Here is a 25,896-nt window from a genome sequence, read left to right as displayed (position 1 = left end):
CCCCATCCGGGGGCGCCGCCGGGCAAGGAGGGCCGCATGACCGTACGGCGAGTAATGGGAATCGAGACGGAGTACGGAATTTCCGTCCCCGGTCACCCCAATGCCAATGCCATGCTCACCTCGTCCCAGGTCGTCAATGCCTATGCGGCGGCGATGCACCGGGCACGCCGTGCCCGCTGGGATTTCGAGGAGGAGAATCCGCTGCGGGATGCCCGCGGCTTCGACCTCGCCCGTGAGGCCGCCGACTCCAGTCAGCTCACCGACGAGGACATCGGCCTCGCCAATGTGATCCTCACCAACGGCGCGCGCCTCTACGTCGACCATGCGCACCCCGAGTACAGCTCGCCCGAGATCACCAACCCGCGGGACGCGGTGCTCTGGGACAAGGCCGGCGAGCGGATCATGGCCGAGGCGGCGGAGCGGGCCGCGCAGGTCCCCGGCGCCCAGCCGATCCACCTCTACAAGAACAACACCGACAACAAGGGCGCCTCCTACGGCACACACGAGAACTACCTGATGAAGCGGGAGACGCCGTTCTCGGACATCGTGCGGCACCTGACCCCGTTCTTCGTCTCGCGGCAGGTCGTCACGGGCGCGGGCCGGGTCGGCATCGGCCAGGACGGCCGGGACCACGGCTTCCAGATCAGTCAGCGCGCCGACTACTTCGAGGTCGAGGTCGGGCTGGAGACGACGCTCAAGCGCCCGATCATCAACACCCGCGACGAACCCCATTCGGACGCCGAGAAATACCGCCGCCTGCACGTCATCATCGGCGACGCCAACCTCTCCGAGATCTCGACCTACCTCAAGCTGGGCACCACCGCGCTGGTCCTGTCCATGATCGAGGACGGCTTCATCGCCGTCGATCTCGCCGTCGACCAGCCGGTCCGCACCCTCCACCAGGTCTCGCACGACCCCGGTCTGCACCACCTGGTCACGCTCCGCAGCGGCCGTACGCTCACCGCCGTACAGCTTCAGATGGAGTACTACGAGCTGGCCCGCAAATACGTCGAGGACCGCTACGGCGCGGACGCGGACGAACAGACCAAGGACGTGCTCGGGCGCTGGGAGGACGTCCTGGGGCGGCTGGAGAACGACCCGATGAGCCTCTCCGGCGAGCTGGACTGGGTGGCCAAGCGCGAGCTGATGGAGGGCTACCGCCGCCGCGACGGCCTGGACTGGGACGCCGCCCGCCTCCACCTCGTCGACCTGCAGTACGCCGACGTCCGCCCCGAGAAGGGGCTCTACAACCGCCTCGCCGCCCGCGGCAAGATGACCCGGCTGCTGGACGAGGCCGAGGTCGTCCGGGCCGGTATCGAGCCGCCCGAGGACACCCGGGCGTACTTCCGCGGCCGCTGCCTGGAGCAGTACGCCGACGACGTCGCGGCCGCCTCCTGGGACTCGGTGATCTTCGACCTGCCCGGGCGGGACTCCCTGCAACGGGTACCGACGCTGGAGCCGCTGCGCGGCACCCGGGAGCACGTCAAGGATCTGCTGGACCGCTGCCGTACGGCGGAGGACCTGGTGAGGGCGCTTTCCGGCCGCTGAACCGCCACGGATTCACCACCGAATCGCGGCTGAAAGGGGCGCGCGCCGGGAATGATCGGGGTGTCCCCCGGACGTTGCATCAAGAGCAGGGCCGATGTCAGAGGGGCCTTGTAGGGTCGGATCTTGAAAGTCACATCGAGCGGGGCCGAACCGAGCGGGGTGAGGGTAATGGCGACCAAGGACAGCGGCGGCGGTCAGCAGAAGGCCACGCGTTCCACCGAAGAGGTCGAGGAGCAGACGCAGAACGCGGAGACCTCCGACGATCTCAAGGAACGCCAGGAGAAGCTGTCGGACGACGTCGATTCGGTGCTGGACGAGATCGACGACGTCCTGGAGGAGAACGCCGAGGACTTCGTGCGGAGCTTCGTCCAGAAGGGCGGGGAGTAGCCGCAGCGCGGATCCGGGCACGGCGCCGGTGGTGTCCCGCGTGGCACCACCGGCCAGGGCCGGCGCGTCCCGGCCCCGGCAGGCGGTGCGCCGTGGCGGCCCGTCAGCCTCCGGCGGGCGCGCGGGCCGTGCGGCCGGGAGCCCGGTTCCACCACCCATGTGGATCACGCCCGCGGGGCGGGTAGGGTCCCGGTCGTACAGTGCTTCAGCTGCACCGCAGCCTGGGACAGTCAAGCAGCGGCCCGTCGCCCCGAGGCGGCCGGCCGAGTATCCGGAAGGAAACGTGTGGAAGCCAACACCCGTAACACCGGGCGTCTACCAGCTGCCTTCCTGACGCCTGGATCCTCGTCGTTCATGGACTTCCTCGGGGACCACGCCCCCGACCTGCTGCCGGGCAGCCGCCCGCTGCCGCAGGTCCAGGGCGCCATCGAGGCGCCGCACGGTACGACCATCGTCGCCGCGTCGTTCCCGGGCGGTGTGGTGCTCGCCGGTGACCGGCGAGCCACGATGGGCAACGTCATCGCCCAGCGCGACATCGAGAAGGTCTTCCCGGCCGACGAGTACTCCGCGGTCGGCATCGCCGGCACCGCCGGGCTGGCCGTGGAGATGGTCAAGCTGTTCCAGCTGGAGCTGGAGCACTTCGAGAAGGTGGAGGGCGCGCAGCTCTCCCTGGAGGGCAAGGCGAACCGCCTCTCCACGATGATCCGGGGCAATCTCGGCATGGCCATGCAGGGCCTCGCCGTGGTGCCGCTCTTCGCCGGATGGGACGTCGACCGCGCCAAGGGCCGCATCTTCTCCTACGACGTGACCGGCGGCCGCTCCGAGGAGCACGGCTACGCCTCCACGGGCTCCGGCTCCGTCTTCGCCCGCGGTGCCCTCAAGAAGCTCTACCGCGACGACTTCACGGAGCATCAGGCCGCCACCGCCGTCGTCCAGGCGCTCTACGACGCGGCGGACGACGACTCGGCGACCGGCGGGCCCGACATGGGCCGGCGGATCTACCCCATCGTCACGGTGATCACCGACGAGGGCTTCAAGAGGTTCGCCGACGCCGAGGTCGCGGAGATCGCCCGCGCCGTCTACGAGCGCCGGCTGGAGGAGCCCGAAGGTCCCCGTGCCGCGCTGCTCTGAGGGAAGGACGGCCGGCGGATGCGCGTGCCAGTGAGAGAGCCATTGACAGAAAGGGACGGATAACCGGTGTCGACGCCGTTTTATGTCTCACCCCAGCAGGCCATGGCCGACCGCGCCGAGTACGCCCGCAAGGGCATCGCCCGCGGCCGCAGCGTCGTGGTGCTGCAGTACGCCGACGGCGTGGTCTTCGTCGCCGAGAATCCCTCCCGGGCCCTGCACAAGGTCAGCGAGATCTATGACCGCATCGCCTTCGCGGCGGTCGGCAAGTACAACGAGTTCGAGAATCTGCGGATCGGCGGGGTGCGCTACGCCGACCTGCGCGGCTACACCTACGACCGTGCGGACGTGACCGCGCGCGGCCTCGCGAACGTCTACGCCCAGACGCTGGGCACGATCTTCTCCAGCGCCGCCGAGAAGCCGTACGAGGTCGAGCTGATCGTCGCCGAGGTCGGGGAGGCCCCCGAGGACGACCAGATCTACCGGCTTCCGCACGACGGCTCGATCGTCGACGAACACGGTTCGGTCGCGGTGGGCGGCAACGCCGACCAGATCAGCAGCTACCTCGACCAGCGCCACCGCGACGGCATGACGCTGGGCGAGGCGCTGAAGCTCGCCGTGGACTCGCTGTCGCGGGACAACAACGGCGGCGAGCGCACCCTCACCGCCGAGCAGCTGGAGGTCGCCACGCTCGACCGCACCCGCCCCCAGCAGCGCAAATTCAAGCGGATCCTCGGCAGCCAGCTCTCCCGGCTGCTGGACGAGTCCGCGGCGGACACCTCCGGGGACGCCGACGGCACGGCGGATTCCGCGGCGCCGGACGCCGAGAAGGACGCGTCCGACGGCGCGGAGAAGGAGCAGAAGCCGAAGGGCGACGCCTGACCGCGCCGCACGGCACCCGGGCCCGGCCCGGTCGATGCGCCCCGGTGGGAACATCCCGCCGGGGCGCACCGCGTCGTGGCGAGAAGCCGGTGTGCCTGCCGGGGCGCCCGGTACGCCCGTGCCGGTCCCGTCGGGTGACCGGCCGCCACTCCGCCCCGGCTCCTTCCCTCCGCCCGGGCCCTATTCCGGAGCCGGTCCCGTCGAGCCGCGGGTGACGAGGTCGACCGGCAAGGTGCGGGCGGCCGGCCGGTGGCCGTCGAGGGCGTCCAGCAGGGCCCGCATCCCGGCGGCGCCGAACTCCTCGGCGGGCAGCCGTACGGTCGTCAGCTCCGGTTCGACGGCCATCGCCAGCGCCAGATCGTCGAAGCCGGTGACCGAGACGTCCTCCGGCACCCGCAGGCCCAGCCGCCGTACCGCCTTGCAGGCACCGGCGGCCACCACGTCGTCGTCGCAGATCAGCGCCGTCGGACGGGGTTCGGGGCCGGTCAGCGCGGTGTGCGCGGCGGTCAGGCCCGCGGCGACGGAGAGGGCGGCCGGTACCCGGCGCACCGTGGTGCCCGGCGCCGCGGCGAACGCCTCGGCCAGCGCGCGGCCGCGTTCCGCGAAGGTCCAGGAGTCGACGTCGGCAGCGAGATGGCCGATGCGGCGGTGGCCGAGGGCGAGCAGATGCGCGGCCACCTGGCGGGCACCGCCGGCGATGTCGACGTTGACGGTCGCGGCGGCGCGGTCGTCGGCCGGGTCGTTGTCCAGCATGACCAGCGGGAGCCCGGCGCCGTGGAGTGCGGCGAGCGCGTCCACGGCCATGGAGGAGGCGATCACGCCGTCGAGGCTGGTGCGCGCCGAGCCGAACGGGTCGGGGGCCGGGCCGATGCCCTCGGGGGAGGGGTAGAGCACCACGCCGAACCCCGCCTCCGCGGCGGTGCGGGTGGCGCCCGTGTGCACCCGCGCGAAGAACTCGGTGGTGAGCGCGGGGACGACGAGCAGTGCGGTGCGGGTGCGGCCGGTGCGCAGGCTGCGGGCGGCGAGGTTGGGGCGGTAGCCGAGGTCGCGGGCGGCGGTGCGCACCGATTCGGCCTTGGCGGCCGAGACCCGGCCGCGCCATTTGTCCCCCAGCACGAGCGAGACGGCCGCCTGCGAGACCCCGGCGGCGCGAGCCACGTCCCGGCTGGTGACACGGGCTGTTCCGGTGGCCCCTCCCGCGTCGGTCGCCGCCGGTCGTGTCGCGTCGTTGCTGCTCACCGGCGGTTTCCTCCTGGCGGTCGAGCGGGCGGCCTGGACCCGCGGGTGCCGACATGATACGTATGACGCCGGAAGTTATACGTATCATGTCCGACCCTTGGCGCCGGACGGGAAAGGGGCGGCATGGCCGCGGGATATGCGGAGCTGCTGCGGACCAGGCATGCGGTCCGGCTGCTGACCGGCACCCTGGTCGGACGGCTGCCGAACGCCACCGCCGCCCTGGCCGTGGTGCTCTTCATCCGCGCCGAAGGCGGCAGCTACGCCCTGGCCGGCGTGCTCTCCGCCGTCTACGGCGTCTGCACCGCCATCGGCCAGCCGCTGCTGGGCCGCGCCGTCGACCTCCACGGACAGCCGCGCGTGATGCTGCCCGCCGCGGTGGTCTCCGCGCTGGGCATGGCGCTGCTGGCCGCCGTCGGGCTGCGTTCACTGCCGCTCGCCTGCGCCGCGATGGTGATCGCCGGTCTCTTCACGCCGCCGCTGGAGGGCGGGCTGCGGGCGCTGTGGCCCACGGTGCTCAAGCGCCCCGAGAAGGTGCACAGTGCGTACGCGCTGGACGCGGTGGCGCAGGAGGTGATGTTCGCGGTCGGACCGCTGCTGGTGACGGTGTGTGTGGCCGCCCGGTCGGAGCGGGTCGCGCTGCTGCTCATCAACGCCGTCGGGGTGCTCGGCGCGCTCTCCGTCGTGGTGTCGCCGCCGTCGCGGCAGTGGCGTAGCGAACCGCGGGAGGCGCACTGGCTGGGCGCGCTGCGCTCGGCGGGGATGCTGGTGCTGATCGGCGCGTTCTTCTTCGTCGGGCTGGCGCTCGGCTCCATCGCGGTGGCCGCGGTCGCCTACGCCGACGAGCACGGCGGCGGCATGGTCTCCAGCTATCTCCTCTCCGCGCTCGGTGCCGGGGCGCTGGCCGGCGGTGTCGTCTACGGAGCGCGCGAGTGGCCCGGACGGCCCGAGGGGCGGCTGCGGCTGCTCGTCGGGCTGCTGGCGCTGGGGTATCTGCCGCTGGTGCTCGTCCCCGGCGTGGTCGGGATGACGGCGTTGACGGGCGTCGCCGGGGTGTTCCTGGCGCCCGCGCTGGCCTGCGCGTTCATCGTCGTGGACCGGCATGCGCCCCAGGGCACGGTCACCGAGGCGTTCTCCTGGCTGGTGACGACCTTCGGGGTCGGTTCGGCGCTCGGCGCCTCGGTGGTGGGGCCCGCGGTGGAGCGTGGGGGAGCGGCCGCCGGGTTCGCCGTCGCGGGGGCCGGCGGCATCGCCGCGCTGCTGGTCCTGGTGGTCACGAAGCGCTTCCTGGGAGATCCCGTACGGCCGAAGGAGGTCGTGCTCCCGGCGGAAATTGATCGCAACGGGGCTGTCGAACCCGGTTTCAGAGCAGGCCGTCAGGCGTAATGTTCAGTCATGGACCGCCGCATTTTCGGGCTGGAGAACGAGTACGGCGTCACGTGCACGTTCAGGGGACAGCGCCGACTGTCGCCTGACGAAGTGGCGCGGTACCTCTTCCGCCGTGTCGTGTCATGGGGCCGCAGCAGCAATGTCTTCCTGCGGAACGGCGCCCGCCTGTACCTCGACGTGGGATCGCACCCGGAATACGCAACCCCCGAGTGCGACAACGTGACGGAACTCATCACCCACGACAAAGCAGGCGAGCGCATTCTCGAAGGTCTTCTCGTCGACGCCGAACGCCGCCTGCACGAGGAGGGAATCGCGGGCGACGTCTATCTCTTCAAGAACAACACCGATTCGGCGGGCAACTCCTACGGCTGCCACGAGAACTATCTCGTCGCCCGCCACGGGGAGTTCTCCCGGCTCGCGGACATCCTCATTCCCTTCCTCGTCACCCGGCAGTTGCTGTGCGGCGCGGGAAAGGTGCTGCAGACCCCGCGCGGCGCCGTTTACTGCGTCAGTCAGCGCGCGGAGCACATCTGGGAGGGCGTCTCGTCCGCGACGACCCGTTCGCGTCCGATCATCAACACCCGCGACGAACCGCACGCCGACGCCGAGCGCTACCGCCGCCTGCACGTCATCGTCGGCGACTCCAACATGTCCGAGACGACGATGCTGCTCAAGGTCGGCGCCACCGATCTCGTGCTGCGGATGATCGAAGCGGGCACCGTCATGCGGGATCTGACGCTGGAGAACCCCATCCGGGCGATCCGCGAGGTCAGCCACGACATCACCGGTCAGCGCAAGGTCCGCCTCGCCAGCGGGCGGGAGGCGTCGGCGCTCGAGGTCCAGCAGGAGTATTACGAAAAGGCGGTGGATTTCTGCGACCGCCGCGGAATCCGTACCGGCACCGTCGAACGCGTACTGGAGTTGTGGGGCCGTACCCTCGGCGCAATCCGTGAGCAGGAACTCGACCGCGTCGCGACCGAGATCGACTGGGTGATGAAACATCAGCTCATCGAGCGGTACCGCGCCAAGAACAACATCACCATGTCGCATCCCAGGGTCGCGCAGATAGACCTCGCGTACCACGACATCCACCGCCGCCGGGGGCTCTACTACCTCCTGGAGCGGAAGGGGCAGGCGGCGCGGATCTGCGACGATCTGAAGATCTTCGAAGGCAAATCGGTGCCGCCGCAGACCACCCGCGCGCGGTTGCGCGGCGATTTCATCCGCCGGGCCCAGGAACAGCGCCGCGATTTCACGGTGGACTGGGTGCATCTCAAGCTGAACGACCAGGCGCAGCGGACGGTGCTGTGCAAGGACCCGTTCCGTTCGGTGGACGACCGGGTGGAGAAGCTGATCGCCGGAATGTGAGCGCGTCCGGGAACGGAGTGCCGGGAGCCCGTGTGGCTCCCGGCACTTTGCCGTGTTCGAACGGGAACCGCGGTGGATCTCAGGTCGTAGAGTGGCGGGACTGGCCACCACCCCCCGATCCCGAGTGGGACTGATGAACCTCACGAAAAACACCCGTCGCGCTGCCGCCGCCGCGCTGACCGTGCCCCTTCTGCTGTTCACCGCCGCCTGCGGGTCCGACGACAAGGACGCGGGCAAGACGGTCGCCGATGTCCAGGGCAAGGTGGGCGACGAACCCGCGATCAAGGTCTCCAAGAACGCCAAGGTCGCGCCCGATCTCGTCACCAAGACCCTGGTCGAGGGCGACGGCGAGAAGGTCGGCGACGGCACCACCGTGCGCGTCGACTACGAGGGCAAGATGGTGAAGGGGCAGAGCCTCGGCAGCAGCTGGGAGATCCCGCCCGGCCCGGGCAAGGACGCCAAGGGCGGCAAGGTCGCCAAGGGTGACGCGCGGCACCAGATCGTCGTCGAGATGAACGACCAGCTGCCGCAGATGCAGCGGCAGCTGCCGGTGCCGGTCAAGGTGCTGGAGGCGCTCAAGGGCAAGAAGGCGGGCAGCCGCGTCCAGGTCGAGGGCACCGTCAAGGCGTTCATCGGCGACGTGCCGCAGGGCTCCCAGCTCAAGCCCGACGACGGCATGGTGTACGTCGTCGACATCGCCGGGGCCAAGAAGGTCGACAAGAAGGCCAAGGCCGAGGGCGAGCAGGCCAAGCCCGAGGACGGTATGCCCGAGGTGAAGGCCGAGGGCGAGAAGGCCGCCACGATCACCGTGCCCAAGGGGGAGAAGGCCCCCGCCGACCTGAAGCAGCAGGTGCTGGTCAAGGGGAAGGGCAAGGAGGTCAAGAAGGGCGATGCGCTCGTCGCCCAGTACACCGGCGTGAAGTGGGAGGACGGCAAGAAGTTCGACTCCTCCTGGGACCACGGCGGCGCCACGACCTTCCAGATCGGCACCGGCTCGGTCATCAAGGGCTGGGACGACGCGCTGGTCGGCAAGCACGTGGGCGACCGCGTCGAAATCGTGATTCCGCCGAAGCTGGGTTACGGTGCCGACCCGCAGTCCGAGCTCGCCAAGAACACCCTGGTCTTCTCCGTCGACATCGTCGACGCGTTCTGATCACGGTCTGCGAGACTGACGCGGCCATCGCAAGGAAACACACGTAGGAGCACATCCGTGAGCATCGACAAGCCCGAGATCGACTTCCCCGAGGGCCCGGCTCCCACCGATCTGGAGATCGTGGACCTGTGGGAGGGTGACGGGCCGGTCGCCAAGGCTGGGGACAACGTCAAGGTCCACTACGTGGGTGTCTCCTTCAGCACCGGCGAGGAGTTCGACGCCAGCTGGAACCGCGGCACCCCGCTGCAGTTCCAGCTCGGTGCCGGCCAGGTCATCGCCGGCTGGGACAAGGGCGTGCAGGGCATGAAGGTCGGCGGTCGCCGCCGGCTCACCATCCCCGCGCACCTCGCGTACGGCGACCGCGGCGCCGGCGGCGGCCGCATCGCCCCCGGCGAGACGCTGATCTTCGTCTGCGACCTGGTCTCCGTCTGAGACCACGCCGCACCCGCCAGGGCCCGTGCCGTAGCGCACGGGCCCTCGGCTTTTGCCCCGGGCGCCCGTGGCGGTACGGTCACGGATCGGGAGTTCCACGAGAAAGGGCGCCGATGGCGATTGCCAAGGCCGAGCGGCTGATGAACCTGGCGCTGTGCCTGCTGGGTACCCGTCGTCCGCTGACCAAGCGCGAACTGCGGTCGTCGATCGAGGCGTACGTCGAGTCGTTCGGCAAGGGCGACGACGGCGGCCACGACGAGTCGTTCAACCGCATGTTCGAGCGGGACAAGGACGACCTCCGCGAGCTGGGCCTGGTGATCGAGACCGTCGAGGGCCTGGAGGGCGACGTCGGCTACCTCGCCCGCCGCGACAGCAACCGCCTCCCGCCGATCACCCTGGACGCCGAGGAGGCCGCGGCCCTCGGACTCGCCGCCAAGATCTGGCAGCAGGCCCGGCTGGCCGGTGCGGCCAGCGGCGCCCTGCAGAAGCTGCGCGCCGCCGGGATGCCGGAGGCCGCCGGCGGTGACGCCGTCGACACCCCGCACAGCGCGCTGGAGCCGCGCATCCCCGCCCACGAGGCCGCCTTCGAACCGCTGATGCTGGCCTGCCGCGACCGCCGCCCGGTCGTCTTCGACTACCGCAAGTCCAACGCCGCCCACCCCGAGCGCCGCCAGGTCGAGCCGTGGATCCTGGAGTGCTGGCGCGGCCACTGGTACCTCGCCGGCTGGGACCGCGACCGCCACGCCGAACGCGTCTTCCGGCTCTCCCGGATCACCGGCAAGGTCCGCTCCCGGCAGGGCGCCTTCACCGCGCCGGTGCCCGACCACGTCACCGTCCGCGAGACCGTCGAGGTCTGGGCGGGGGAGACCGCGACCGGCACCGCCCGGATCCGGCTGCGCGCCGGCCACGGCTACCCGCTGCGGGCCCGCGCCCTGACCGTCCGTGAGCTGGGCGACGGCTGGGACGAGTTGGAGATCCCGAACGGACGTGGGCTCGACGCCTGGCTCGTGGAGTTCGGACCCGACGTGGTGGTGCTGGAGCCGGCCGAGCTGCGTGCGGACGTCATCGACCGGCTGCGCGCCGTGGCCAAGGGCTGAGGAGACGGACACCGTGGCGACGAACGCGATCGACCAGACCCGCCGGATGCTGTCCCTGGTGACATATCTGCGCGAGCGCCCCGGCGCCCGCGTCAGCGACGTGGCCCGCGCCTTCGGCATTACCGAGGACGAGCTGATCGCCGACCTCGACGTCCTGCCCATGTGCGGGACGAGCTTCCGCGGCGGCGACCTCCTCGACATCGACACCGACGGCGACCGCATCTGGTGGCACAACCCCGACGACGTCGCCGCCCCGCTGCGGCTCGCCGCCGACGAGGCCACCGCGCTGCTGGTCGCGGCGCGCGCCGTGGCGACCCTGCCGGGGCTGCGCGAGGGCGACCGGCAGGCGCTGCTGCGGGCCACCGCGAAGCTGGAGGCCGCGGCGGGCGAGGCGGCCGGGGCCAGCTCGCGGGTGTCGGTGACCTTCGAGTCCGAGGGCGGCGTCTTCGCCGACGTGGACCGGGCCATCGCCGAGCGCCGCCGTCTGTGGCTGCGCTACTACTCCCCGGCCCGCGACGAGCTGACCGAGCGTGAGGTGGACCCGATCCGCCTCTTCGCCGTCGGCCACACCTACATGGAGGCGTGGTGCCGTCTCTCCGAGGCCCGGCGGACCTTCCGCCTCGACCGGGTCGCGGAGATCAGGCTGCTGGACGCGCCCGCCGACCCGCCCCCCGTCGAGCTGCGCGACCTCTCCGAGGGGCTGGTCCAGCCCGCGGCCGAGGACCCCGAGGTGTGCATCGAGGTCGGGCCCGGCGGCCGCTGGGTCGCCGAGTACTACCCGCACGACAGCGCCGAGGAGCTGCCGGACGGCGGGCTGCGGATCACCCTGCGCACCCCCGACCCCGCGTCACTGCGCCGCCTGGCACTGCGGCTCGGCCGCGACGGGCGGATCACCGCCCCGCGGGAGCTGGCCGACAGCGCACGGCGCGCCGCCACCGAGGCGCTCGCCGCGTACGGCGAGTGAGCGCGCCCCTGTCACCGTGAGGAGAGGCAGCGAAGGATGACGACGACGGCGACCGGCACCCTGGCGGAAGCGCCCGCCCCGGTGTTCTTCAAGGCGGCGTGCCCCGACTGCCGGGGCCGGTTCGAGCTGGCGTCGGACGCCTTCCGGCTGGCCATAGGGGGCAGCCGGCGCACCACGTTCTACTCCTTCACCTGCCCCGACTGCGGGCGCGCGGTGCGCCGCCCGGCGGGGGAGCGGATCGTGGAGCTGCTCACCGGCGGCGGGGTGCGCACCCTGCGGCTGCACACCGGCTGACCGGGCCGCCCGTGGACGGTGTGGTTCCGCGTCACCGTTAGGCTCGTCCCATGCTCTGGCCCATGATCGCTGTCGTCCTCGGCTTCCTCGGCATCGCCGTGCTCGGGGTGCTCGCCCTCCGCGTCTTCATCGAGGTGCGGCGGCTGGCCGGGCAGGTGGGGGCCGCGTCGGAGCGGATCCAGCGGGCCGCGCGGGATCTGGAGCGGGCGGCCACGCCGCTGGCGGCCCGGGCCGGCCGGTCCGCCGCCGGGGAACCGGGATCAGGGGAGAACAGGGGTTGACGCGACGTCGGCGCCGTGCCCGGGGACGGTAGGCTGGAGCGCGGGTCCGACGGGCGTGGTGTGCACGTGTCCGGGAGTGCGCACGGGGGTTGCCCGGCGTTCACCGGTGAGCGTTACGATCGCTCGAGCACGGCGGACGGACGGATGTCCGGCCAAGTCAGGTAGTCCCATCCTCAGCCGCCTCGGTGAGAAGGTATTCGCTTATGTTTGGAAAGATCGGTTGGCCCGAGCTCGTACTGCTCCTGGTCATCGTGGTCGTGCTGTTCGGTGCCAAGAAGCTTCCCGACATGGCCCGCTCACTCGGTAAGTCCGCCCGCATCCTCAAGAGCGAGGCGAAGGCGATGAAGTCGGAGAGCGCCCAGAAGGACGCCGCCCCCGCCGACCCGCCGCAGGACGACACCCAGGCCGCACCCCGGACGATCAAGGCCGCACCCGGTGATGTGAACAGCGCGCGTCCGGTCACCGAGACCGACCGCACCGCGTAGCGCAGACCGAGGGCCCTGACCGGGTGGCGGATCCGGCCGCCCCCACCGGATGAGATGAGGACGAGGGGTGCGCAAGTCCGTCCCCAAGAAGCAGAAGCGGGAGAAGGATCCCGAGGGGCGTATGCCGCTCGTGGAGCACCTGCGGGAGCTGCGTAACCGCCTTGCCAAGGGCGTGCTGGCGATCGTCGTGATGATGATCGTCGCTGCGTTCTTCTACGAGTCGATCATCAACTTCTTCACCAAACCGATCCTGCACACGGTCGGCTGCGATTCGCTCTTCACCGACCTGGCCAAACAGCACTCGGGCCGCTGCGCGAACATCGTGATGATGGACCTGCTCGGTCCCTTCACCCTCGCGCTGAAGGTCTCGCTCGTCTCGGGTGTCATCCTCGCCTCGCCGGTCTGGCTGTACCAGCTGTGGGCCTTCCTCGCTCCCGGGCTGCACAGCAAGGAGAAGAAGTACGCGCTGAGCTTCGTCGCCGTGGGCTTCCCGCTCTTCGTCGCCGGTGCCTACTTCGCGTACAAGGTGCTGCCGACCACCGCCCGGGTGCTGATCGACTTCACCCCGGCGGGCGTGGAGAACCTGCTGACGCTGGACAAGCTGCTCGATCTGATCACCCGCATGGTGATCGTCTTCGGTCTCTCCTTCGAGCTGCCCCTGCTGCTGGTGATGCTGAACTTCGCCGGCATCCTCTCGGGCAAGCGGATGCTCGGCTGGTGGCGCGGCATGATCATGGGCATCACCGTCTTCTCCGCCATAGCGACGCCCAGCACCGACCCGATCACCATGCTGCTGCTGGCCTCGCCGATCTGCGTGCTGTACTTCGGCGCCGTGCTGATCGCGCTCTCCCGGGACGCCCGGCGGCGGCGCCGGGACGAGTCCGGGCCGTCCGACGACGAGGCGTCCGACCTGGATCTGACGCCGCAGCCGATCGGGGAGATGGAGCCGGTGGGTGCCGTGCCCGAGCTGCCCGAGCAGGCCGGCGGACCCGGTGACGACCGGCGCCACCGCGGTGAGCTGGACGATGTGACCTGACCTCCACCGGGGCGGCGCGGGAGATGATCTCGCGCGCGCCCGGGAGAAGGCGGGGAGCCGGTGGCTCCCCGCCTTCGTCGTTCCCGCTCCCCGCCGACCCTGCCGTACGCACGGAGCGGGCGGAGCGCGGAGGGAGCGGTGCCGGATAAAGCCGGGTCGAGTGTCAGAGGTGGCCGGTAGGCTCGTGAGCACGATGACCGAGGACATGTCTCCTGCTGAGCGCTATGCCGCCGCCAAGCTCCGTGCGGCCGAGCAGGCCACCGCACTCGCCCCTTTCCGTGAGATGTACGACTTCCCCCTGGATCCGTTCCAGCTCGACGCCTGCCGTGCCCTGGAGGCGGGCAAGGGTGTGCTGGTCGCGGCTCCGACGGGCTCCGGCAAGACGATCGTCGGCGAATTCGCCGTGCATCTGGCCCTCACCCAGGGCCGCAAATGCTTCTACACCACCCCCATCAAGGCGCTGTCGAACCAGAAGTACCAGGACCTGGTGCGGCGGTACGGCCCCGAGAAGGTCGGCCTGCTGACCGGCGACAACAGCGTCAACGCCGAGGCACCGGTGATCGTGATGACCACCGAGGTGCTGCGGAACATGCTCTACGCGGGCTCACAGACGCTGATAGGGCTCAGCTATGTGGTGATGGATGAGGTGCACTACCTCTCCGACCGCTTCCGGGGCGCCGTCTGGGAAGAGGTGATCATCCATCTCCCCGAGTCGGTGACGCTGGTCTCGCTCTCCGCGACGGTCTCCAACGCCGAGGAGTTCGGGGACTGGCTGGACACCGTCCGCGGCGACACCGAGGTGATCGTCTCCGAGCACCGGCCGGTGCCGCTGTGGCAGCACGTCCTCGCGGGCCGCCGGATGTACGACCTGTTCGAGGAGCGGGAGGGCCGCGGCGGTGCCCGCCGGGAGGTCAACCCGGATCTGGAGCGGCTGGCCCGGCTGGAGAACAGCCGCCCGACCTCCGGCCGGGACAAGCGCCGCGGCCGGAATCTGCGCGAGGCGGACCGCGAGCGCGAGCGGCGCCAGCGCAGCCGCATCTGGACGCCGAGCCGCCCCGAGGTGATCGACCGGCTGGACAACGAGGGCCTGCTGCCCGCGATCACCTTCATCTTCAGCCGCGCGGGCTGCGAGGCGGCCGTCCAGCAGTGTCTGCACGCGGGGCTGCGCCTCAACGACCAGGAGGGCCGGGAGAAGGTCCGGCGGATAGTCGAGGCGCGGACCGCGGGCATCCCCGACGACGACCTCCATGTGCTGGGGTACTTCGAGTGGCTGGAGGGCCTGGAGCGCGGTGTCGCCGCCCACCACGCCGGGATGCTGCCGACGTTCAAGGAGGTCGTCGAGGAGCTGTTCGTGAAGGGCCTGGTCAAGGCCGTCTTCGCGACCGAGACGCTGGCGCTGGGCATCAACATGCCGGCCCGCTCCGTGGTGCTGGAGAAGCTGGTCAAGTGGAACGGCGAGCAGCACGCCGACATCACCCCGGGCGAGTTCACGCAGCTCACCGGGCGGGCCGGGCGCCGCGGTATCGACGTCGAGGGCCATGCGGTGGTGCTGTGGCAGCGCGGGATGAACCCGGGTGCGCTGGCCGGTCTCGCCGGGACGCGGACGTATCCGCTGCGCTCGTCGTTCAAGCCGTCGTACAACATGGCGGTCAACCTCGTCTCGCAGTTCGGGCGGCACCGCTCGCGCGAGCTGCTGGAGATGTCGTTCGCGCAGTTCCAGGCCGACAGGTCGGTCGTCGGGATCTCCCGGCAGGTGCACAAGAACGAGGAGGGTCTTGAGGGCTACCGCGCCTCCATGACCTGCCACCTCGGCGATTTCGAGGAGTACTCCCGGCTGCGGCGGCAGCTGAAGGACCGGGAGACGGAGCTGGCCAAGCAGGGCGCGGCGCACCGCCGGGTGGCGGCGGCCGCGGCGCTGGAGAAGCTGCGGCCGGGCGACATCATCCATGTCCCGGCCGGGAAGTACGCGGGGCTCGCGCTGGTGCTGGATCCGGGGATGTCCTCGGGCCGTACCGACCGGCAGCGGGGCTACGAGGTGCAGGACGGGCCGCGGCCGCTGGTGCTGACCGCCGAGCGGCAGGTCAAGCGGCTGGCGGCGATGGACTTCCCGGTGCCGGTCGAGGCGCTCGACCGGATGCGGATCCCGAAGTCGTTCAACGCCCGCAGCCCGCAGTCCCGCCGCGATCTGGCGTCCTCGCTGCGGACGAAGGCGGGGCATCACGTCCCCTCCCGGCACCGCAAGCCGCGTGCGGAGGCGGCCGACGACCGTGAGATCGCACGGCTGCGCAAGGACATCCGGGCGCATCCCTGCCACGGCTGCGACGAGCGTGAGGACCACGCCCGGTGGGCGGAGCGCTACCACCGGCTGCTGCGGGACACCCGGCAGCTGGAGCGCCGGATCGAGGGGCGGACGAACACCATCGCCCGTACCTTCGACCGGATCTGCGCGCTCCTGACCGAGCTGGACTACCTGGAGGCCGACACCGTCACGGACGAGGGCCGCCGACTGGCCCGGCTCTACGGCGAGTTGGACCTGCTGGCCAGCGAGTGTCTGCGCGAGGGCGTCTGGGAGGGGCTCGGCCCCGCGGAGCTGGCGGCCTGTGCGTCGGCGCTGGTCTTCGAGGCGCGGCAGGCGGACGACGCGGTGGCGCCGAAGCTGCCGTCCGGCAAGGCGCGGGACGCGCTGGCGGAGATGGTGCGGATCTGGGGCCGGCTGGACGCCCTGGAGGAGGACCACAAGATCAACCAGGCGGAGGGTGTCGGCCAGCGGGAGCCCGATCTCGGCTTCGCCTGGGCCGCCTACCGCTGGGCGTCCGGCTTCGGCCTCGACGAGGTGTTGCGGGAGGCGGAGATGCCGGCCGGTGACTTCGTCCGCTGGTGCAAGCAGCTGATCGACGTCCTCGGACAGATCGCGGTCGCCGCCCCGCCCGGCGGCACCGTCGCCCGCACGGCCCGCAAGGCCGTGGACGGCGTGCTGCGCGGCGTGGTGGCGTACTCGTCGGTGGGGTGAGACCGGGGGCGCCGACGCGGTGCCCGCTCACGATGCGGCGCCCGCCCCCTGCCCGGGGACGGGCGCCGCATCGTCGTCGGTGCCGGGTCAGGCCGCCGCGGGCTCCTGCTCCGCCTCGACCTGCTGGTTCCAGTCGCGCTTGGATGCCTGCCAGCCGTCCTCGTCGTGGCCGTTGCGCCAGTAGCCCGAGATCGACAGGGCCTCGCGCGGAACCTCGCGCTCGACGCGGAGGACGCGGCGCAGCTCCTTGACGAAGCCCGCCTCGCCGTGGACGAACGCCTGGATCCGCCCGGTGGGGAAGGCGAGCGCCTCGACGGCGGCGACGAGGCGGCGGCCGACCGGTGCGTCGCCGCGGTGCAGCCAGGTGATCTCGGCGCCCGCCGGTGCCGTCAGCGCCTGCTCCTCCTCGGGCCCGGCCACCTCGATGAAGGCGTGGACCGGTACGCCCTCCGGCATCCGGGCCAGCGACGCCGCGATGGCCGGGAGCGCGCTCTCGTCCCCGGCGAGCAGATGCCAGTCCGCCGTGGTCTCAGGGGCGTACGCGCCGCCGGGGCCGAGGAAGAGGACCTCGTCGCCCGGCTGCGCCGCGGCCGCCCACGGGCCCGCGACGCCCGCGTCGCCGTGGACCACGAAATCGACGGTCAGCTCGCGCAGCTCCGGGTCCCAGGCGCGCACCGTGTACGTCCGCGTCCGGGGCCACCGGTCGCGCGGCAGCTCGGCGCGGATCTGCGCGATGTCGAACGGCTCGGGGTAGACGACGCCGGGCAGCGGGAACACCAGCTTGATGTAGTGATCGCTGTAGGCGCCGGCGGCGAAGGCGGCGAGGCCCTCACCGCCGAGGACCAGCCGCACCATGTGCGGGGTGAGCTGTTCGGTGCGCCGGACCTCGGCGCGGTGCAGCGTCTGCTTCTTACGGGCGGGTCGCTCTGCTGCCACGGCGGTCTCCCCTGACGCGATAATTGGTTAGGTTTACCTAACTTAGCAGCTCACCCCTGGAGTGTGTCGAGCAAACGCTGGAGCGATCCGCCCAGGCCCCACCGCGCGGCGAGCGATTCCAGCCGTACGGGGTCCGCGGGCTCGCGGGGGAGCGCGAAGCCGCTCCGCGGCACCGGTACGTCGGTGGCCACCCGCACCACCTTCGGGGCGACCGCCAGATATGGCGCGGCATCGGTCAGCCGCCGGCGCTGGGTGGGGGTGAGCTTGGAAGCCGGGTCGGCGGCCGCCGCGATGATCCCGTCCAGGTCACCGTAGGCGTCGAGCAGCTTGGCCGCGGTCTTCTCGCCGATGCCCGGCACGCCCGGCAGGCCGTCGCTCGGGTCGCCGCGCAGCAGCGCCAGGTCCGCGTACCCGCGTCCGTCGACCCCGTACTTCTCGCGCAGCAGCGCCTCGTCGGTGACCTGGAGGGTGCCGACGCCCTTGAGCGGATAGAGGATGCGGATGCCGCGTGCGTCGTCGACCAGCTGGTAGAGGTCGCGGTCGCCGGTGACGACGTCGACCGGGCCGCTCGCGCGGGCGGTGAGCGTGCCGATGACGTCGTCCGCCTCGTACCCCGCCGCGCCGACGCGGGCGATGCCCAGCGCGTCCAGGACCTCCTCGATCACCGGGACCTGCGGGGAGAGGGTGTCGGGGATCTCCTCCTCGTCCGGGTCCGCGGAGCCCGCGGGGGCCTCGGCGGCGACCCGGTGTGCCTTGTAGGAGGGGATCAGGTCGACCCGCCACTGGGGGCGCCAGTCGGCGTCCATGCAGGCGACCAGGTCATCGGGGTGATGGTCCTGGACGAGCCGGGCGATGAAGTCCAGCAGGCCGCGCACCGCGTTCACCGGGGTGCCGTCCGGGGCCCGGACCGAGTCCGGGACGCCGAAGTACGCGCGGAAGTAGAGGGAGGCGGTGTCGAGGAGCATCAGGCGTCGAGTCACCCCCGCATGATGCCGTACGGCGGAAACCTCCCAGGAGTACGGCTCAAACGTGCCCCAGATGTGAGGTGGGTCACCGGATGGTTTGAGCCAGATAAAGGGGGGCAGGCGCGCACCCGGAGCGGACCCGATAAGCGTTTCAACATTTTTATCGGTGTAGGCGGGCGGATCCCGTCCCTCTCCACGACCTGTCTACGGGGGTGGCAGGTCGTTTCTCGTGCGACAAGAGAGGTGTATGTGTCCAGGCTTCAAGCCGAGCACCTGTACATGGTGTTCGGCAGACGACCGAAGGACGCGGTGCGCAGGCTCCAGGAGGGAGCCGACCGCGACGAACTGCGCGCCGAGGGCACCACCGCCGCGGTGATCGACGCATCGATCGAGGTGGACGAGGGCCAGATCTTCGTCGTCATGGGTCTGTCCGGGTCCGGTAAGTCCACGCTGCTGCGGACTCTGAACGGGCTGCTGGAGCCGACCGCCGGAACCGTCCGGTTCGACGGCGAGGACCTGACCTCGCTCAGCGCCAAGGAACTGCGCAAGGTCCGCTCCGAGAAGATCTCCATGGTCTTCCAGCACTTCGCGCTCTTCCCGCACCGCAGCGTGCTGGAGAACGCCGCCTACGGACTGGAGGTCCAGGGCGTTCCGCGCGCCGAGCGCGAGCGGCGCGCCTACGAGGCGCTGGAGCTGACCGGCCTCAAGGGCTGGGAGGAGTCCTGGCCGGACGAGCTGTCCGGCGGTATGCAGCAGCGCGTCGGCCTGGCCCGCGCGCTCGCCACCGACGCCGACCTGCTGCTGATGGACGAGTCCTTCAGTGCGCTGGACCCGCTGATCCGCCGCGACATGCAGGATCAGCTGCTGGAGCTCCAGAAGACGCTGAAGAAGACCATCGTCTTCATCACCCATGACCTCAACGAGGCGATGCGCCTCGGCGACAAGATCGCCGTCATGCGCGACGGCCGTATCGTGCAGATCGGCAGCGCCGAGGACATCCTCGTCCGCCCGGCCAACGACTACGTCGCCTCCTTCACCCAGGACGTCGACCGCACCCGGGTGCTGACCGCCGGCGCGATCATGACCGGCACCGACGAGGTGCTGGGCACCACCGGCCCGGACGGCAAGGAGATCGCCACCCTCGACGACTTCCTCGCCGCCGCGCCCGCCGTCGTCGGCAAGGACGCCCCGATCGTCGACCTCTTCACGCCCTGCTCGGTCAGCACCGTGCCGGTCGCCGTGGCCGACAAGGCGGGCAAGGCCATCGGCGCCGTCCGCGCCGACCGGCTGCTCGCCGCGATCGGTGAGGACGACGGCGAGCCCGCGGCCCCCGCGCCGCGCCCGGCCCCGGCGGACAAGCTCACGAAGGCCGCCGCCGCGGACGCGAAGAAGGACGCGGAAGCGCCCGAGGACAACGACCCCGAGGGCAAGGTGAGCGCCGGTGCCTAGGATTCAGATAGGCAGCTGGGCCAGCGACGCCGTCGACTGGCTCACCCACCACGCCGCCTGGCTCTTCGACTTCGTCACGTACGTACTCAACGGCTTCTACACCGGCATCCACGCGGTCCTCGCCGGTCCCGAGCCGCTGATCCTCGCCGGGATCTTCGCGATCATCGCCTGGTGGCTGCGGGGCCTGCCCGCCGCGGTCCTCACCTTCCTCGGCTTCGCGCTGATCGACTCCATCGAGCAGTGGGACGAGACGATCTCGTCGCTCTCGCTGGTGCTGGTCGCCTGCATCATCACCATCGCGGTCGCCGTGCCGCTCGGTATCTGGGCCGCCCGCAGCCGCGTCGTCGGCGGTGCGCTGCGCCCGGTCCTCGACCTGATGCAGACGATGCCCGCGATGGTCTACCTGATCCCGGGCATCCTCTTCTTCGGCCTCGGTGTCGTCCCCGGCATCGTCTCCACCATCGTCTTCTCCATGCCGCCCGCCGTCCGCATGACGGAGCTGGGCATCCGGCAGGTCGACGAGGAACTGGTCGAGGCGGCCGAGGCTTTCGGCACCCACCCGCGGCGCACCCTCTTCCGGGTGCAGCTGCCGCTGGCGCTGCCGACGATCATGGCCGGTGTCAACCAGGTCATCATGCTGGCGCTGTCCATGGTCGTCATCGCCGGTACCGCCGGTGGCGGCGGTCTGGGCGGTTCGGTCTACAACTCGCTCAGCTCCGTCGATGTGAAGCTGGGCGCCGAGGCCGGTCTCTCCGTCGTCATCCTCGCCGTCTACCTCGACCGGATGACCGGCGCCCTCAACCAGCGGGTCTCGCCGCTGGGCCGCCGCGCCCTCGCCAAGGCGCAGGCCGCGCTCGGCGGGCTGAAGTTCCTGCGCTGGAAGCCGGCCACCTCGCTGGCGACCGTCGGCGTCGTCGTCCTCGCGCTGGTCGCGGGCGGTATGAGCTACGCCGGCAAGGACTCCGGCGGCGCCGCGGCCGGCAACGACGGCCACGGCCGTCCGATCAGCCTCGGCTACGTCAACTGGGACGAGGGGCGCGCCACCACCTTCCTGTGGAAGGAGATCCTGGAGCAGCGCGGCTTCAAGCCGAAGGTCCAGGCCCTGGAGGCCGGTCCGCTCTTCGCCGGTCAGGCCCGCGGCGACATCGACGTCCAGTCCAACGCCTGGCTGCCGACCACGCACGCGGAGTACTGGAAGCAGTACAAGGACAAGCTGGAGGACCTCGGCGCCTGGTACGACAAGACGTCGCTGGAGATCGCCGTCCCGTCGTACATGAAGGACTTCAAGTCCCTCGACGACCTCAAGGGCAAGGGCTCCACCTTCGGCGGCAAGATCATCGGCATCGAGCCGGGTGCCGGTGAGATGAAGATCCTGAAGAGCAAGGTCCTCAAGGAGTACGGCCTCTCCGGCGAGTACAAGGTCCAGGACTCCACGACCTCCTCGATGCTGGCCGAGCTCCAGCGGGCGTACGCGAAGAAGAAGCCGATCGCCGTCCCGCTGTGGTCGCCGCACTGGGCGTACAACAAGTACGACCTGACCAAGCTGAAGGACCCCAAGGGCGCCTTCGGCTCCGGTGACAGCCTGCACATGCTGGGCCGCAAGGGCTTCTCCAAGGACGAGCCGCTGGTCGCCGGGTGGATGAAGAACTTCCACCTGGACGAGGACCAGCTCACCAGCCTGGAGAACGAGATGCAGTCCGCCGGCATCGGACACGAGCAGGAGGGTGTCCGCGCCTGGCTGAAGAAGAACCCCGGTCTGGTCGACAAGATCGCGCCGTCCAGCCACGCCTCGTACGCCAAGGGCAAGGACGCCGGCAAGGCGCCCGACATCGGCTACCCGGCGTGGGACGAGGGCATCGCCACCACGTACCTGTGGAAGAACGTCCTGGAGAAGCGCGGCTACAAGCCGAAGCTGCACAACCTCGACGTCGGCCCGATGTGGACCGGCCTGTCGACCGGCCAGATCGATGTCGAGACCGACGGCTGGCTGCCGGTCATGCAGAAGCAGTACTGGGAGAAGTACGAGAAGAGCCTCGTCGACATCGGTCCCTGGTACGACAAGACGTCGGTGGAGATCGCGGTGCCGTCCTACGTCAAGGACGTCAAGACCCTCGACGACCTGCGCAAGCACAAGGACGAGTTCGGCGGCAAGATCATCGGGATCGAGCCGGGCACCGGTGCGATGAAGCGCCTCAAGAGCACCGTCGCCCCGGCGTACGGCCTCCAGGACTTCCAGGTCACCTCCGCCGGTACCAGTGCGATGCTCGCCGAACTCCAGCGGGCGTACGCCAAGAAGGAGCCCATCGCGGTCGTCCTGTGGTCGCCGCACTGGGCGTACAGCAAGTACGACCTGACCAAGCTGAAGGACCCCAAGGGCACCTGGGGCGCCGAGAACCACATCACCTCGATCGGCAACAAGAGCTTCCCGAAGGAATTCCCCGAGTTCCACGGCTGGCTGAAGAACTGGAAGATGACCCCCGACGAGCTGAACAGCCTGGAGAAGGACATTCAGGACGCCGGTAAGGGCAACGAGAACAAGGGTGTCCAGAAGTGGATCGATGCCCACCCGGGCATCGTCGACAAGATGGCTCCTGTGAAGTAACACGCACGGCACACCCGTCGCACGGTGCGGGCCCCGCCCCCGGCAGTACGCCGGGGGCGGGGCCCGTTTCCGTCCGCGCACCGGCCCGTGCCGCTCAGCCCCCGGCCGCGGCCACCAGCGCCGCCACCACCCGCGGGTCGTCGCCGGCCTCCGGATGCCACTGCACGGCCAGCGTGAACGCGCGCGCGTCCGGGTCCTCCACCGCCTCCACCGTGCCGTCCGCCGCGTACGCCGAGACCCGCAGGTTCCGGCCGAGGCGGTCGACGGCCTGGTGGTGGTAGGTCGGGACGGAGACCTCCTCGGGCAGGACGGCCGCCAGCGCGGTGCCGCCGACCGGGGTGACGGTGTGCCGGGCGAAGGTGCCGGGCGGGCCGTTGTGTCCGTCGAGATGCTGGACGAGCGTGCCGCCGCGCGCGACGTTCAGCAGCTGGAGCCCGCGGCAGATGCCGAGCAGCGGGACGCCCGCGGCGGACGCCGCGTCGATCAGGGCGAGTTCCCAGGCGTCCCGGGCGGGTGCGGGCGGCCCGGTCCGCGGGTCCGGTGCGGCGCCGTAGCACTCGGGGGCGACGTCCGCGCCGCCCGCGATGATCAGCCCGTCCAGCCGGGCGACGGTGGCGGCGGCGGTCTCCGGGGCGTCCGGCGGCAGCAGTGCGGCGATCCCGCCCGCCCGCTGGACGTGCCGGTGGTACCCGGCGGGCAGCACGGCGGCGGGCTGCGTCCACACGCCCCACCGCGCCGCGTCCTCCAGATACGTGCTGATACCGATGAGCGGCCGGTGCATCGGGTCCTCCGTACGGGGTCGGGGGCGGAGTCGGGTGCGGCTGCGGGGTCAGCCGCGGTCCAGTTCGGCCTCGGCGGCGGCCAGCGCGGCGAACTCCTCCTCGGGCGCCGCGGCCACCAGCCGGTGCCGGGACCAGCATGCGAAGTACACCAGCGCCACGCCGTACACGCCGAGCGCGATCAGCGCCGCGTCCTTGTCCACCAGGAACGTCGCCACCAGCGCCGCACAGGCCAGCACGAAGGCGACGGCCGAGGTCAGCATCCCGCCCGGGGTGCGGTACGGCCGGTGCAGCCCCGGCTCGCGGCGCCGCAGCACCAGGTGCGAGAGCGCCATCAGGGCGTACGAGATGGTGGCGCCGAAGACCGCGACGTTCAGCATCCGGGCGCCGTCGCCGGTGGCCGCCGCGAGGGCGAAGCCGAGGGCGCCCGGCACCAGCAGGCCCAGGTAGGGGGCCTTGCGGCGGCTCGTCAGGGAGAGGAAACGTGGCAGGTACCCGGCCCGGGAGAGGGCGAAGAGCTGCCGGGAGCCGGCGAAGATCAGCGAGAAGAACGAGGCCACCAGACCGGCGAGCCCCGCGTAGTTGACGATCCGGCTCACCACCGTCGGGGTGCCGTGCGGCTGGAGCGCCTGCACCAGCGGGTCGCCGACCGACTGGATCGCGGCGCTGCCGCGGGCGCCGGTCGCGGCGGTGAAGGTGACCAGCGCGAGCAGCAGCAGGACGCCCATCGCGGAGGCCATCGCCCGCGGCAGCACCCGCGCCGGATCCCGGGTCTCCTCCGCCGCCAGCGGCACGCCCTCCACGCCGAGGAAGAACCACATCCCGAACGGGAACGCCGCCCAGATGCCGAGCAGCCCGAACGGCAGCCAGGACGAGGCGCCGAACGCGTGCGCGCGGACCGGGATGTCGTCGAGCGCGTCCACATGGAAGTCGCTGAACGCGGCGACGGCGAAGACCAGCAGCGCGGCCACCGCGACGGCGGTGACCACCAGGCTGAAGCGCAGCGCCTCGCCCACGCCCCACAGATGGATGCCGATGAAGACGACGAAACAGGCCAGGTGGACCGGCCAGCCGGAGTGCAGGCCGAACAGGCCGAGCGATTCGACGTAGTCCCCGATGAAGATCGAGATGGCGGCGGGCGCGAGAACGTACTCGATGAGGATGGCGGTGCCGGTCAGGAAGCCGCCCCAGGTGCCCAGCGCGCGCCGGGCGAAGCCGTAGCCGCCGCCCGCGGTGGGCAGCACCGACGCCAGCTCCGCCAGCGCGAAGACCAGGCAGGTGTACATCAGCCCCATCAGCACGGCGGCGACGGCCAGTCCGCCGAACCCGCCGTGCGCCAGGCCGTTGTTCCAGCCGGAGAAGTCGCCGGAGACGACGTAGGCGACGCCGAGCCCGGTCAGCAGCAGCGGGCCCGCGCTGCCGCGCCGCAGCGACCGCCGCTCCAGATAGGCGTCCTCGGCGGAGGGTTCCCCGGGGCCGGTCCCAGGCGGTGCGCTCTGCGGTTCCGTACGGTCGGCCATCAGCCGCTCCTGCTCGCCGGTGGTCCGGGGCGCCCGGGACGGACGGCCCGAATAAAGGTTCAGCGGCATACCTTTGCCCGGCCGGCGGGGCGGGCGCAAGACCCGTGCGGGAAACGGCGGCCGGACCGGGGGAGCGCCCGGCATCTTCGCAGTCTCACCCTCCGGGGCGGGTGAGAAACCCTCGCAGCAACGCCGCCGTGCCGCCGCAGTGTTCGCGCGCCACCTCGCGGGCGCCGTCCGCGTCGCCCTCCAGCACCGCCTCCACCAGCGCGTCGTGCTGCGTCTGGGAGTGCTCCAGATTGCGGACCAGCAGCGGGATGCAGTCCAGCAGATCGTTCACCCGGGCGCGCACCGCCGCGTACTGCGCCGCGAGCGAGGGGGAGCCGGACAGCTCCGCGAGGGTGAGATGGAGCAGGGTGTCGCAGCGGCGGTACTCGGCCAGCGGCGCGTCGTGGGTCGCGGTCAGGCAGGCGCGCAGCCGGGCGGCGTCCGCGTCCGGCAGGCCGTGCGCCGCGCAGAGTCCGGCGGCGCCGGTCTCCAGCACCTCGCGGAAGCGCAGCGCGTCCTCCAGATCGATCAGGTCGGTCCGGCGGCGCAGCTCCGCCTCGCCCGGATGCCCGTCGCGCGCCCGGACGAACGTGCCGCCGTACCGCCCGCGCCGGCTCTCCACCAGCCCCTCGTCCTGAAGGACCTTCAGCACCTCGCGCAGCGTCACCCGGCTGATGTGCAGCCGGTCGGCCAACTCCCGCTCCGCGGGCAGCCGTTCGCCCTGTGCCACCAGGCCCAGCCGGACGATCTGGAGTATCTGCTCCAGCGCCTCCTCGAAGCCGTTGCCCGCCCGCACCGGCCGCAGCACGGGTGCCAGCCCATCCGCCGCACCGTCCATCCCGACCCCTTCCCAACCAATGGTTCGTATGCATACCTTATTCCGGCCGGAGGCCCTGGCGACTCCGGA

23 protein-coding genes are annotated in these 25,896 nt (G+C 71.1%); 17 read left to right on the top strand and 6 right to left on the bottom strand.

What is annotated here, in order from left to right; all coding sequences use genetic code 11:
- The first annotated feature begins 36 nt into the window (after nt 1-36).
- From dop to prcA, 4 genes are all read left to right on the top strand, one after another.
- Nucleotides 37-1,548, top strand: a complete 1,512-nt coding sequence (gene dop / locus ACZ4U4_RS16510; RefSeq protein WP_467874237.1) for a depupylase/deamidase Dop — start codon at nt 37-39, stop codon at nt 1,546-1,548.
- Between the two features lie 168 nt (nt 1,549-1,716).
- Nucleotides 1,717-1,935, top strand: a complete 219-nt coding sequence (locus ACZ4U4_RS16505; RefSeq protein WP_467874235.1) for a ubiquitin-like protein Pup — start codon at nt 1,717-1,719, stop codon at nt 1,933-1,935.
- A gap of 285 nt (nt 1,936-2,220) precedes the next feature.
- A complete protein-coding gene (gene prcB, locus ACZ4U4_RS16500; protein WP_467874232.1) occupies nt 2,221-3,066 on the top strand; it encodes a proteasome subunit beta in 846 nt (281 codons plus the stop codon).
- Between the two features lie 66 nt (nt 3,067-3,132).
- On the top strand, nt 3,133-3,945 hold the full coding sequence (gene prcA / locus ACZ4U4_RS16495) for a proteasome subunit alpha (protein ID WP_467874229.1): 813 nt from the start codon (nt 3,133-3,135) through the stop codon (nt 3,943-3,945).
- Nucleotides 3,946-4,125: 180 nt separating this feature from the next.
- Here the strand turns inward: prcA and ACZ4U4_RS16490 are convergent, their stop codons facing one another.
- Nucleotides 4,126-5,184, bottom strand: a complete 1,059-nt coding sequence (locus ACZ4U4_RS16490; protein WP_467874226.1) for a LacI family DNA-binding transcriptional regulator — start codon at nt 5,182-5,184, stop codon at nt 4,126-4,128.
- A 123-nt stretch (nt 5,185-5,307) separates the two neighbouring features.
- Between ACZ4U4_RS16490 and ACZ4U4_RS16485 the strand changes: the two genes are divergently transcribed.
- The 11 genes from ACZ4U4_RS16485 to ACZ4U4_RS16435 all read left to right on the top strand — a co-directional run bounded on the left by ACZ4U4_RS16485 (nt 5,308) and on the right by ACZ4U4_RS16435 (nt 16,690).
- Nucleotides 5,308-6,567 (top strand): MFS transporter, encoded by a 1,260-nt coding sequence (locus ACZ4U4_RS16485; RefSeq protein ID WP_467874223.1) that lies wholly within the window; start codon nt 5,308-5,310, stop codon nt 6,565-6,567.
- Between the two features lie 9 nt (nt 6,568-6,576).
- Entirely contained in the window at nt 6,577-7,938 is a 1,362-nt protein-coding gene (gene pafA / locus ACZ4U4_RS16480; RefSeq protein ID WP_467874220.1) for a Pup--protein ligase, read from the top strand.
- Nucleotides 7,939-8,071: 133 nt separating this feature from the next.
- Nucleotides 8,072-9,091 carry an FKBP-type peptidyl-prolyl cis-trans isomerase gene (locus tag ACZ4U4_RS16475; RefSeq protein WP_467874217.1) on the top strand — a complete coding sequence of 340 codons (1,020 nt, stop codon included), beginning with the start codon at nt 8,072-8,074 and terminating at the stop codon, nt 9,089-9,091.
- Nucleotides 9,092-9,148: 57 nt separating this feature from the next.
- A complete protein-coding gene (locus ACZ4U4_RS16470; RefSeq protein WP_467874214.1) occupies nt 9,149-9,523 on the top strand; it encodes an FKBP-type peptidyl-prolyl cis-trans isomerase in 375 nt (124 codons plus the stop codon).
- 113 nt (nt 9,524-9,636) lie between these two features.
- The gene (locus ACZ4U4_RS16465) at nt 9,637-10,620 is read left to right on the top strand and encodes a helix-turn-helix transcriptional regulator (protein WP_467874211.1); all 984 of its coding nucleotides are present in this window, start codon (nt 9,637-9,639) and stop codon (nt 10,618-10,620) included.
- Between the two features lie 13 nt (nt 10,621-10,633).
- Nucleotides 10,634-11,584 carry a helix-turn-helix transcriptional regulator gene (locus ACZ4U4_RS16460; RefSeq protein ID WP_391641776.1) on the top strand — a complete coding sequence of 317 codons (951 nt, stop codon included), beginning with the start codon at nt 10,634-10,636 and terminating at the stop codon, nt 11,582-11,584.
- A gap of 36 nt (nt 11,585-11,620) precedes the next feature.
- On the top strand, nt 11,621-11,878 hold the full coding sequence (locus ACZ4U4_RS16455) for a hypothetical protein (protein WP_467874207.1): 258 nt from the start codon (nt 11,621-11,623) through the stop codon (nt 11,876-11,878).
- A 50-nt stretch (nt 11,879-11,928) separates the two neighbouring features.
- Nucleotides 11,929-12,159 carry a hypothetical protein gene (locus tag ACZ4U4_RS16450; RefSeq protein ID WP_467874204.1) on the top strand — a complete coding sequence of 77 codons (231 nt, stop codon included), beginning with the start codon at nt 11,929-11,931 and terminating at the stop codon, nt 12,157-12,159.
- A 203-nt stretch (nt 12,160-12,362) separates the two neighbouring features.
- On the top strand, nt 12,363-12,644 hold the full coding sequence (tatA, locus tag ACZ4U4_RS16445) for a Sec-independent protein translocase subunit TatA (protein WP_467874201.1): 282 nt from the start codon (nt 12,363-12,365) through the stop codon (nt 12,642-12,644).
- Between the two features lie 121 nt (nt 12,645-12,765).
- Nucleotides 12,766-13,680: a twin-arginine translocase subunit TatC gene (gene tatC / locus ACZ4U4_RS16440; RefSeq protein WP_467874599.1), complete on the top strand. Its 915-nt coding sequence runs from the start codon at nt 12,766-12,768 to the stop codon at nt 13,678-13,680.
- Between the two features lie 193 nt (nt 13,681-13,873).
- Nucleotides 13,874-16,690, top strand: coding sequence for a DEAD/DEAH box helicase (locus ACZ4U4_RS16435; RefSeq protein WP_467874597.1), 2,817 nt, complete (start codon nt 13,874-13,876; stop codon nt 16,688-16,690).
- Nucleotides 16,691-16,777: 87 nt separating this feature from the next.
- Here the strand turns inward: ACZ4U4_RS16435 and ACZ4U4_RS16430 are convergent, their stop codons facing one another.
- Both ACZ4U4_RS16430 and ACZ4U4_RS16425 read right to left on the bottom strand, forming a co-directional pair.
- The gene (locus ACZ4U4_RS16430; RefSeq protein WP_467874198.1) at nt 16,778-17,626 is read right to left on the bottom strand and encodes a siderophore-interacting protein; all 849 of its coding nucleotides are present in this window, start codon (nt 17,624-17,626) and stop codon (nt 16,778-16,780) included.
- Nucleotides 17,627-17,676: 50 nt separating this feature from the next.
- On the bottom strand, nt 17,677-18,591 hold the full coding sequence (locus ACZ4U4_RS16425) for a 5'-3' exonuclease (RefSeq protein ID WP_467874595.1): 915 nt from the start codon (nt 18,589-18,591) through the stop codon (nt 17,677-17,679).
- Nucleotides 18,592-18,840: 249 nt separating this feature from the next.
- Between ACZ4U4_RS16425 and ACZ4U4_RS16420 the strand changes: the two genes are divergently transcribed.
- Together ACZ4U4_RS16420 and ACZ4U4_RS16415 are read left to right on the top strand one after the other, a co-directional pair.
- Nucleotides 18,841-20,040, top strand: a complete 1,200-nt coding sequence (locus tag ACZ4U4_RS16420; protein WP_467874195.1) for a quaternary amine ABC transporter ATP-binding protein — start codon at nt 18,841-18,843, stop codon at nt 20,038-20,040.
- The gene (locus ACZ4U4_RS16415) at nt 20,033-22,642 is read left to right on the top strand and encodes an ABC transporter permease/substrate binding protein (RefSeq protein ID WP_467874192.1); all 2,610 of its coding nucleotides are present in this window, start codon (nt 20,033-20,035) and stop codon (nt 22,640-22,642) included. The genes ACZ4U4_RS16420 and ACZ4U4_RS16415 overlap by 8 nt, the downstream gene beginning before the upstream one ends.
- Nucleotides 22,643-22,736: 94 nt before the next feature.
- Here the strand turns inward: ACZ4U4_RS16415 and ACZ4U4_RS16410 are convergent, their stop codons facing one another.
- From ACZ4U4_RS16410 to ACZ4U4_RS16400, 3 genes are all read right to left on the bottom strand, one after another.
- Complete coding sequence (locus tag ACZ4U4_RS16410; protein ID WP_467874190.1) at nt 22,737-23,423, bottom strand: gamma-glutamyl-gamma-aminobutyrate hydrolase family protein; 687 nt, start codon at nt 23,421-23,423, stop codon at nt 22,737-22,739.
- A 48-nt stretch (nt 23,424-23,471) separates the two neighbouring features.
- Nucleotides 23,472-24,941, bottom strand: coding sequence for an ethanolamine permease (eat, locus tag ACZ4U4_RS16405; protein ID WP_467874187.1), 1,470 nt, complete (start codon nt 24,939-24,941; stop codon nt 23,472-23,474).
- Between the two features lie 154 nt (nt 24,942-25,095).
- Complete coding sequence (locus ACZ4U4_RS16400; protein WP_467874184.1) at nt 25,096-25,827, bottom strand: FadR/GntR family transcriptional regulator; 732 nt, start codon at nt 25,825-25,827, stop codon at nt 25,096-25,098.
- Nucleotides 25,828-25,896 lie beyond the last annotated feature (69 nt).

The organism is Streptomyces sp. NPDC029159 (assembly GCF_055564055.1).
Note: the sequence above shows the minus strand (reverse complement) of the source record. Positions and strands in the feature narration are given on the sequence as shown.

Excerpts from the sequence above, each read along its gene's own strand:
- dop (WP_467874237.1), top strand. The coding sequence starts at position 37 with ATGACCGTACGGCGAGTAATGGGAATCGAGACGGAGTACGGAATTTCC.
- ACZ4U4_RS16505 (WP_467874235.1), top strand. The coding sequence starts at position 1,717 with ATGGCGACCAAGGACAGCGGCGGCGGTCAGCAGAAGGCCACGCGTTCC.
- ACZ4U4_RS16485 (WP_467874223.1), top strand. The coding sequence starts at position 5,308 with ATGGCCGCGGGATATGCGGAGCTGCTGCGGACCAGGCATGCGGTCCGG.
- pafA (WP_467874220.1), top strand. The coding sequence starts at position 6,577 with ATGGACCGCCGCATTTTCGGGCTGGAGAACGAGTACGGCGTCACGTGC.
- ACZ4U4_RS16475 (WP_467874217.1), top strand. The coding sequence starts at position 8,072 with ATGAACCTCACGAAAAACACCCGTCGCGCTGCCGCCGCCGCGCTGACC.
- ACZ4U4_RS16465 (WP_467874211.1), top strand. The coding sequence starts at position 9,637 with ATGGCGATTGCCAAGGCCGAGCGGCTGATGAACCTGGCGCTGTGCCTG.
- ACZ4U4_RS16455 (WP_467874207.1), top strand. The coding sequence starts at position 11,621 with ATGACGACGACGGCGACCGGCACCCTGGCGGAAGCGCCCGCCCCGGTG.
- ACZ4U4_RS16450 (WP_467874204.1), top strand. The coding sequence starts at position 11,929 with ATGCTCTGGCCCATGATCGCTGTCGTCCTCGGCTTCCTCGGCATCGCC.
- tatA (WP_467874201.1), top strand. The coding sequence starts at position 12,363 with ATGTTTGGAAAGATCGGTTGGCCCGAGCTCGTACTGCTCCTGGTCATC.
- tatC (WP_467874599.1), top strand. The coding sequence starts at position 12,766 with ATGCCGCTCGTGGAGCACCTGCGGGAGCTGCGTAACCGCCTTGCCAAG.
- ACZ4U4_RS16435 (WP_467874597.1), top strand. The coding sequence starts at position 13,874 with ATGACCGAGGACATGTCTCCTGCTGAGCGCTATGCCGCCGCCAAGCTC.
- ACZ4U4_RS16425 (WP_467874595.1), bottom strand. The coding sequence starts at position 18,591 with ATGCTCCTCGACACCGCCTCCCTCTACTTCCGCGCGTACTTCGGCGTC.
- ACZ4U4_RS16410 (WP_467874190.1), bottom strand. The coding sequence starts at position 23,423 with ATGCACCGGCCGCTCATCGGTATCAGCACGTATCTGGAGGACGCGGCG.
- eat (WP_467874187.1), bottom strand. The coding sequence starts at position 24,941 with ATGGCCGACCGTACGGAACCGCAGAGCGCACCGCCTGGGACCGGCCCC.
- ACZ4U4_RS16400 (WP_467874184.1), bottom strand. The coding sequence starts at position 25,827 with ATGGACGGTGCGGCGGATGGGCTGGCACCCGTGCTGCGGCCGGTGCGG.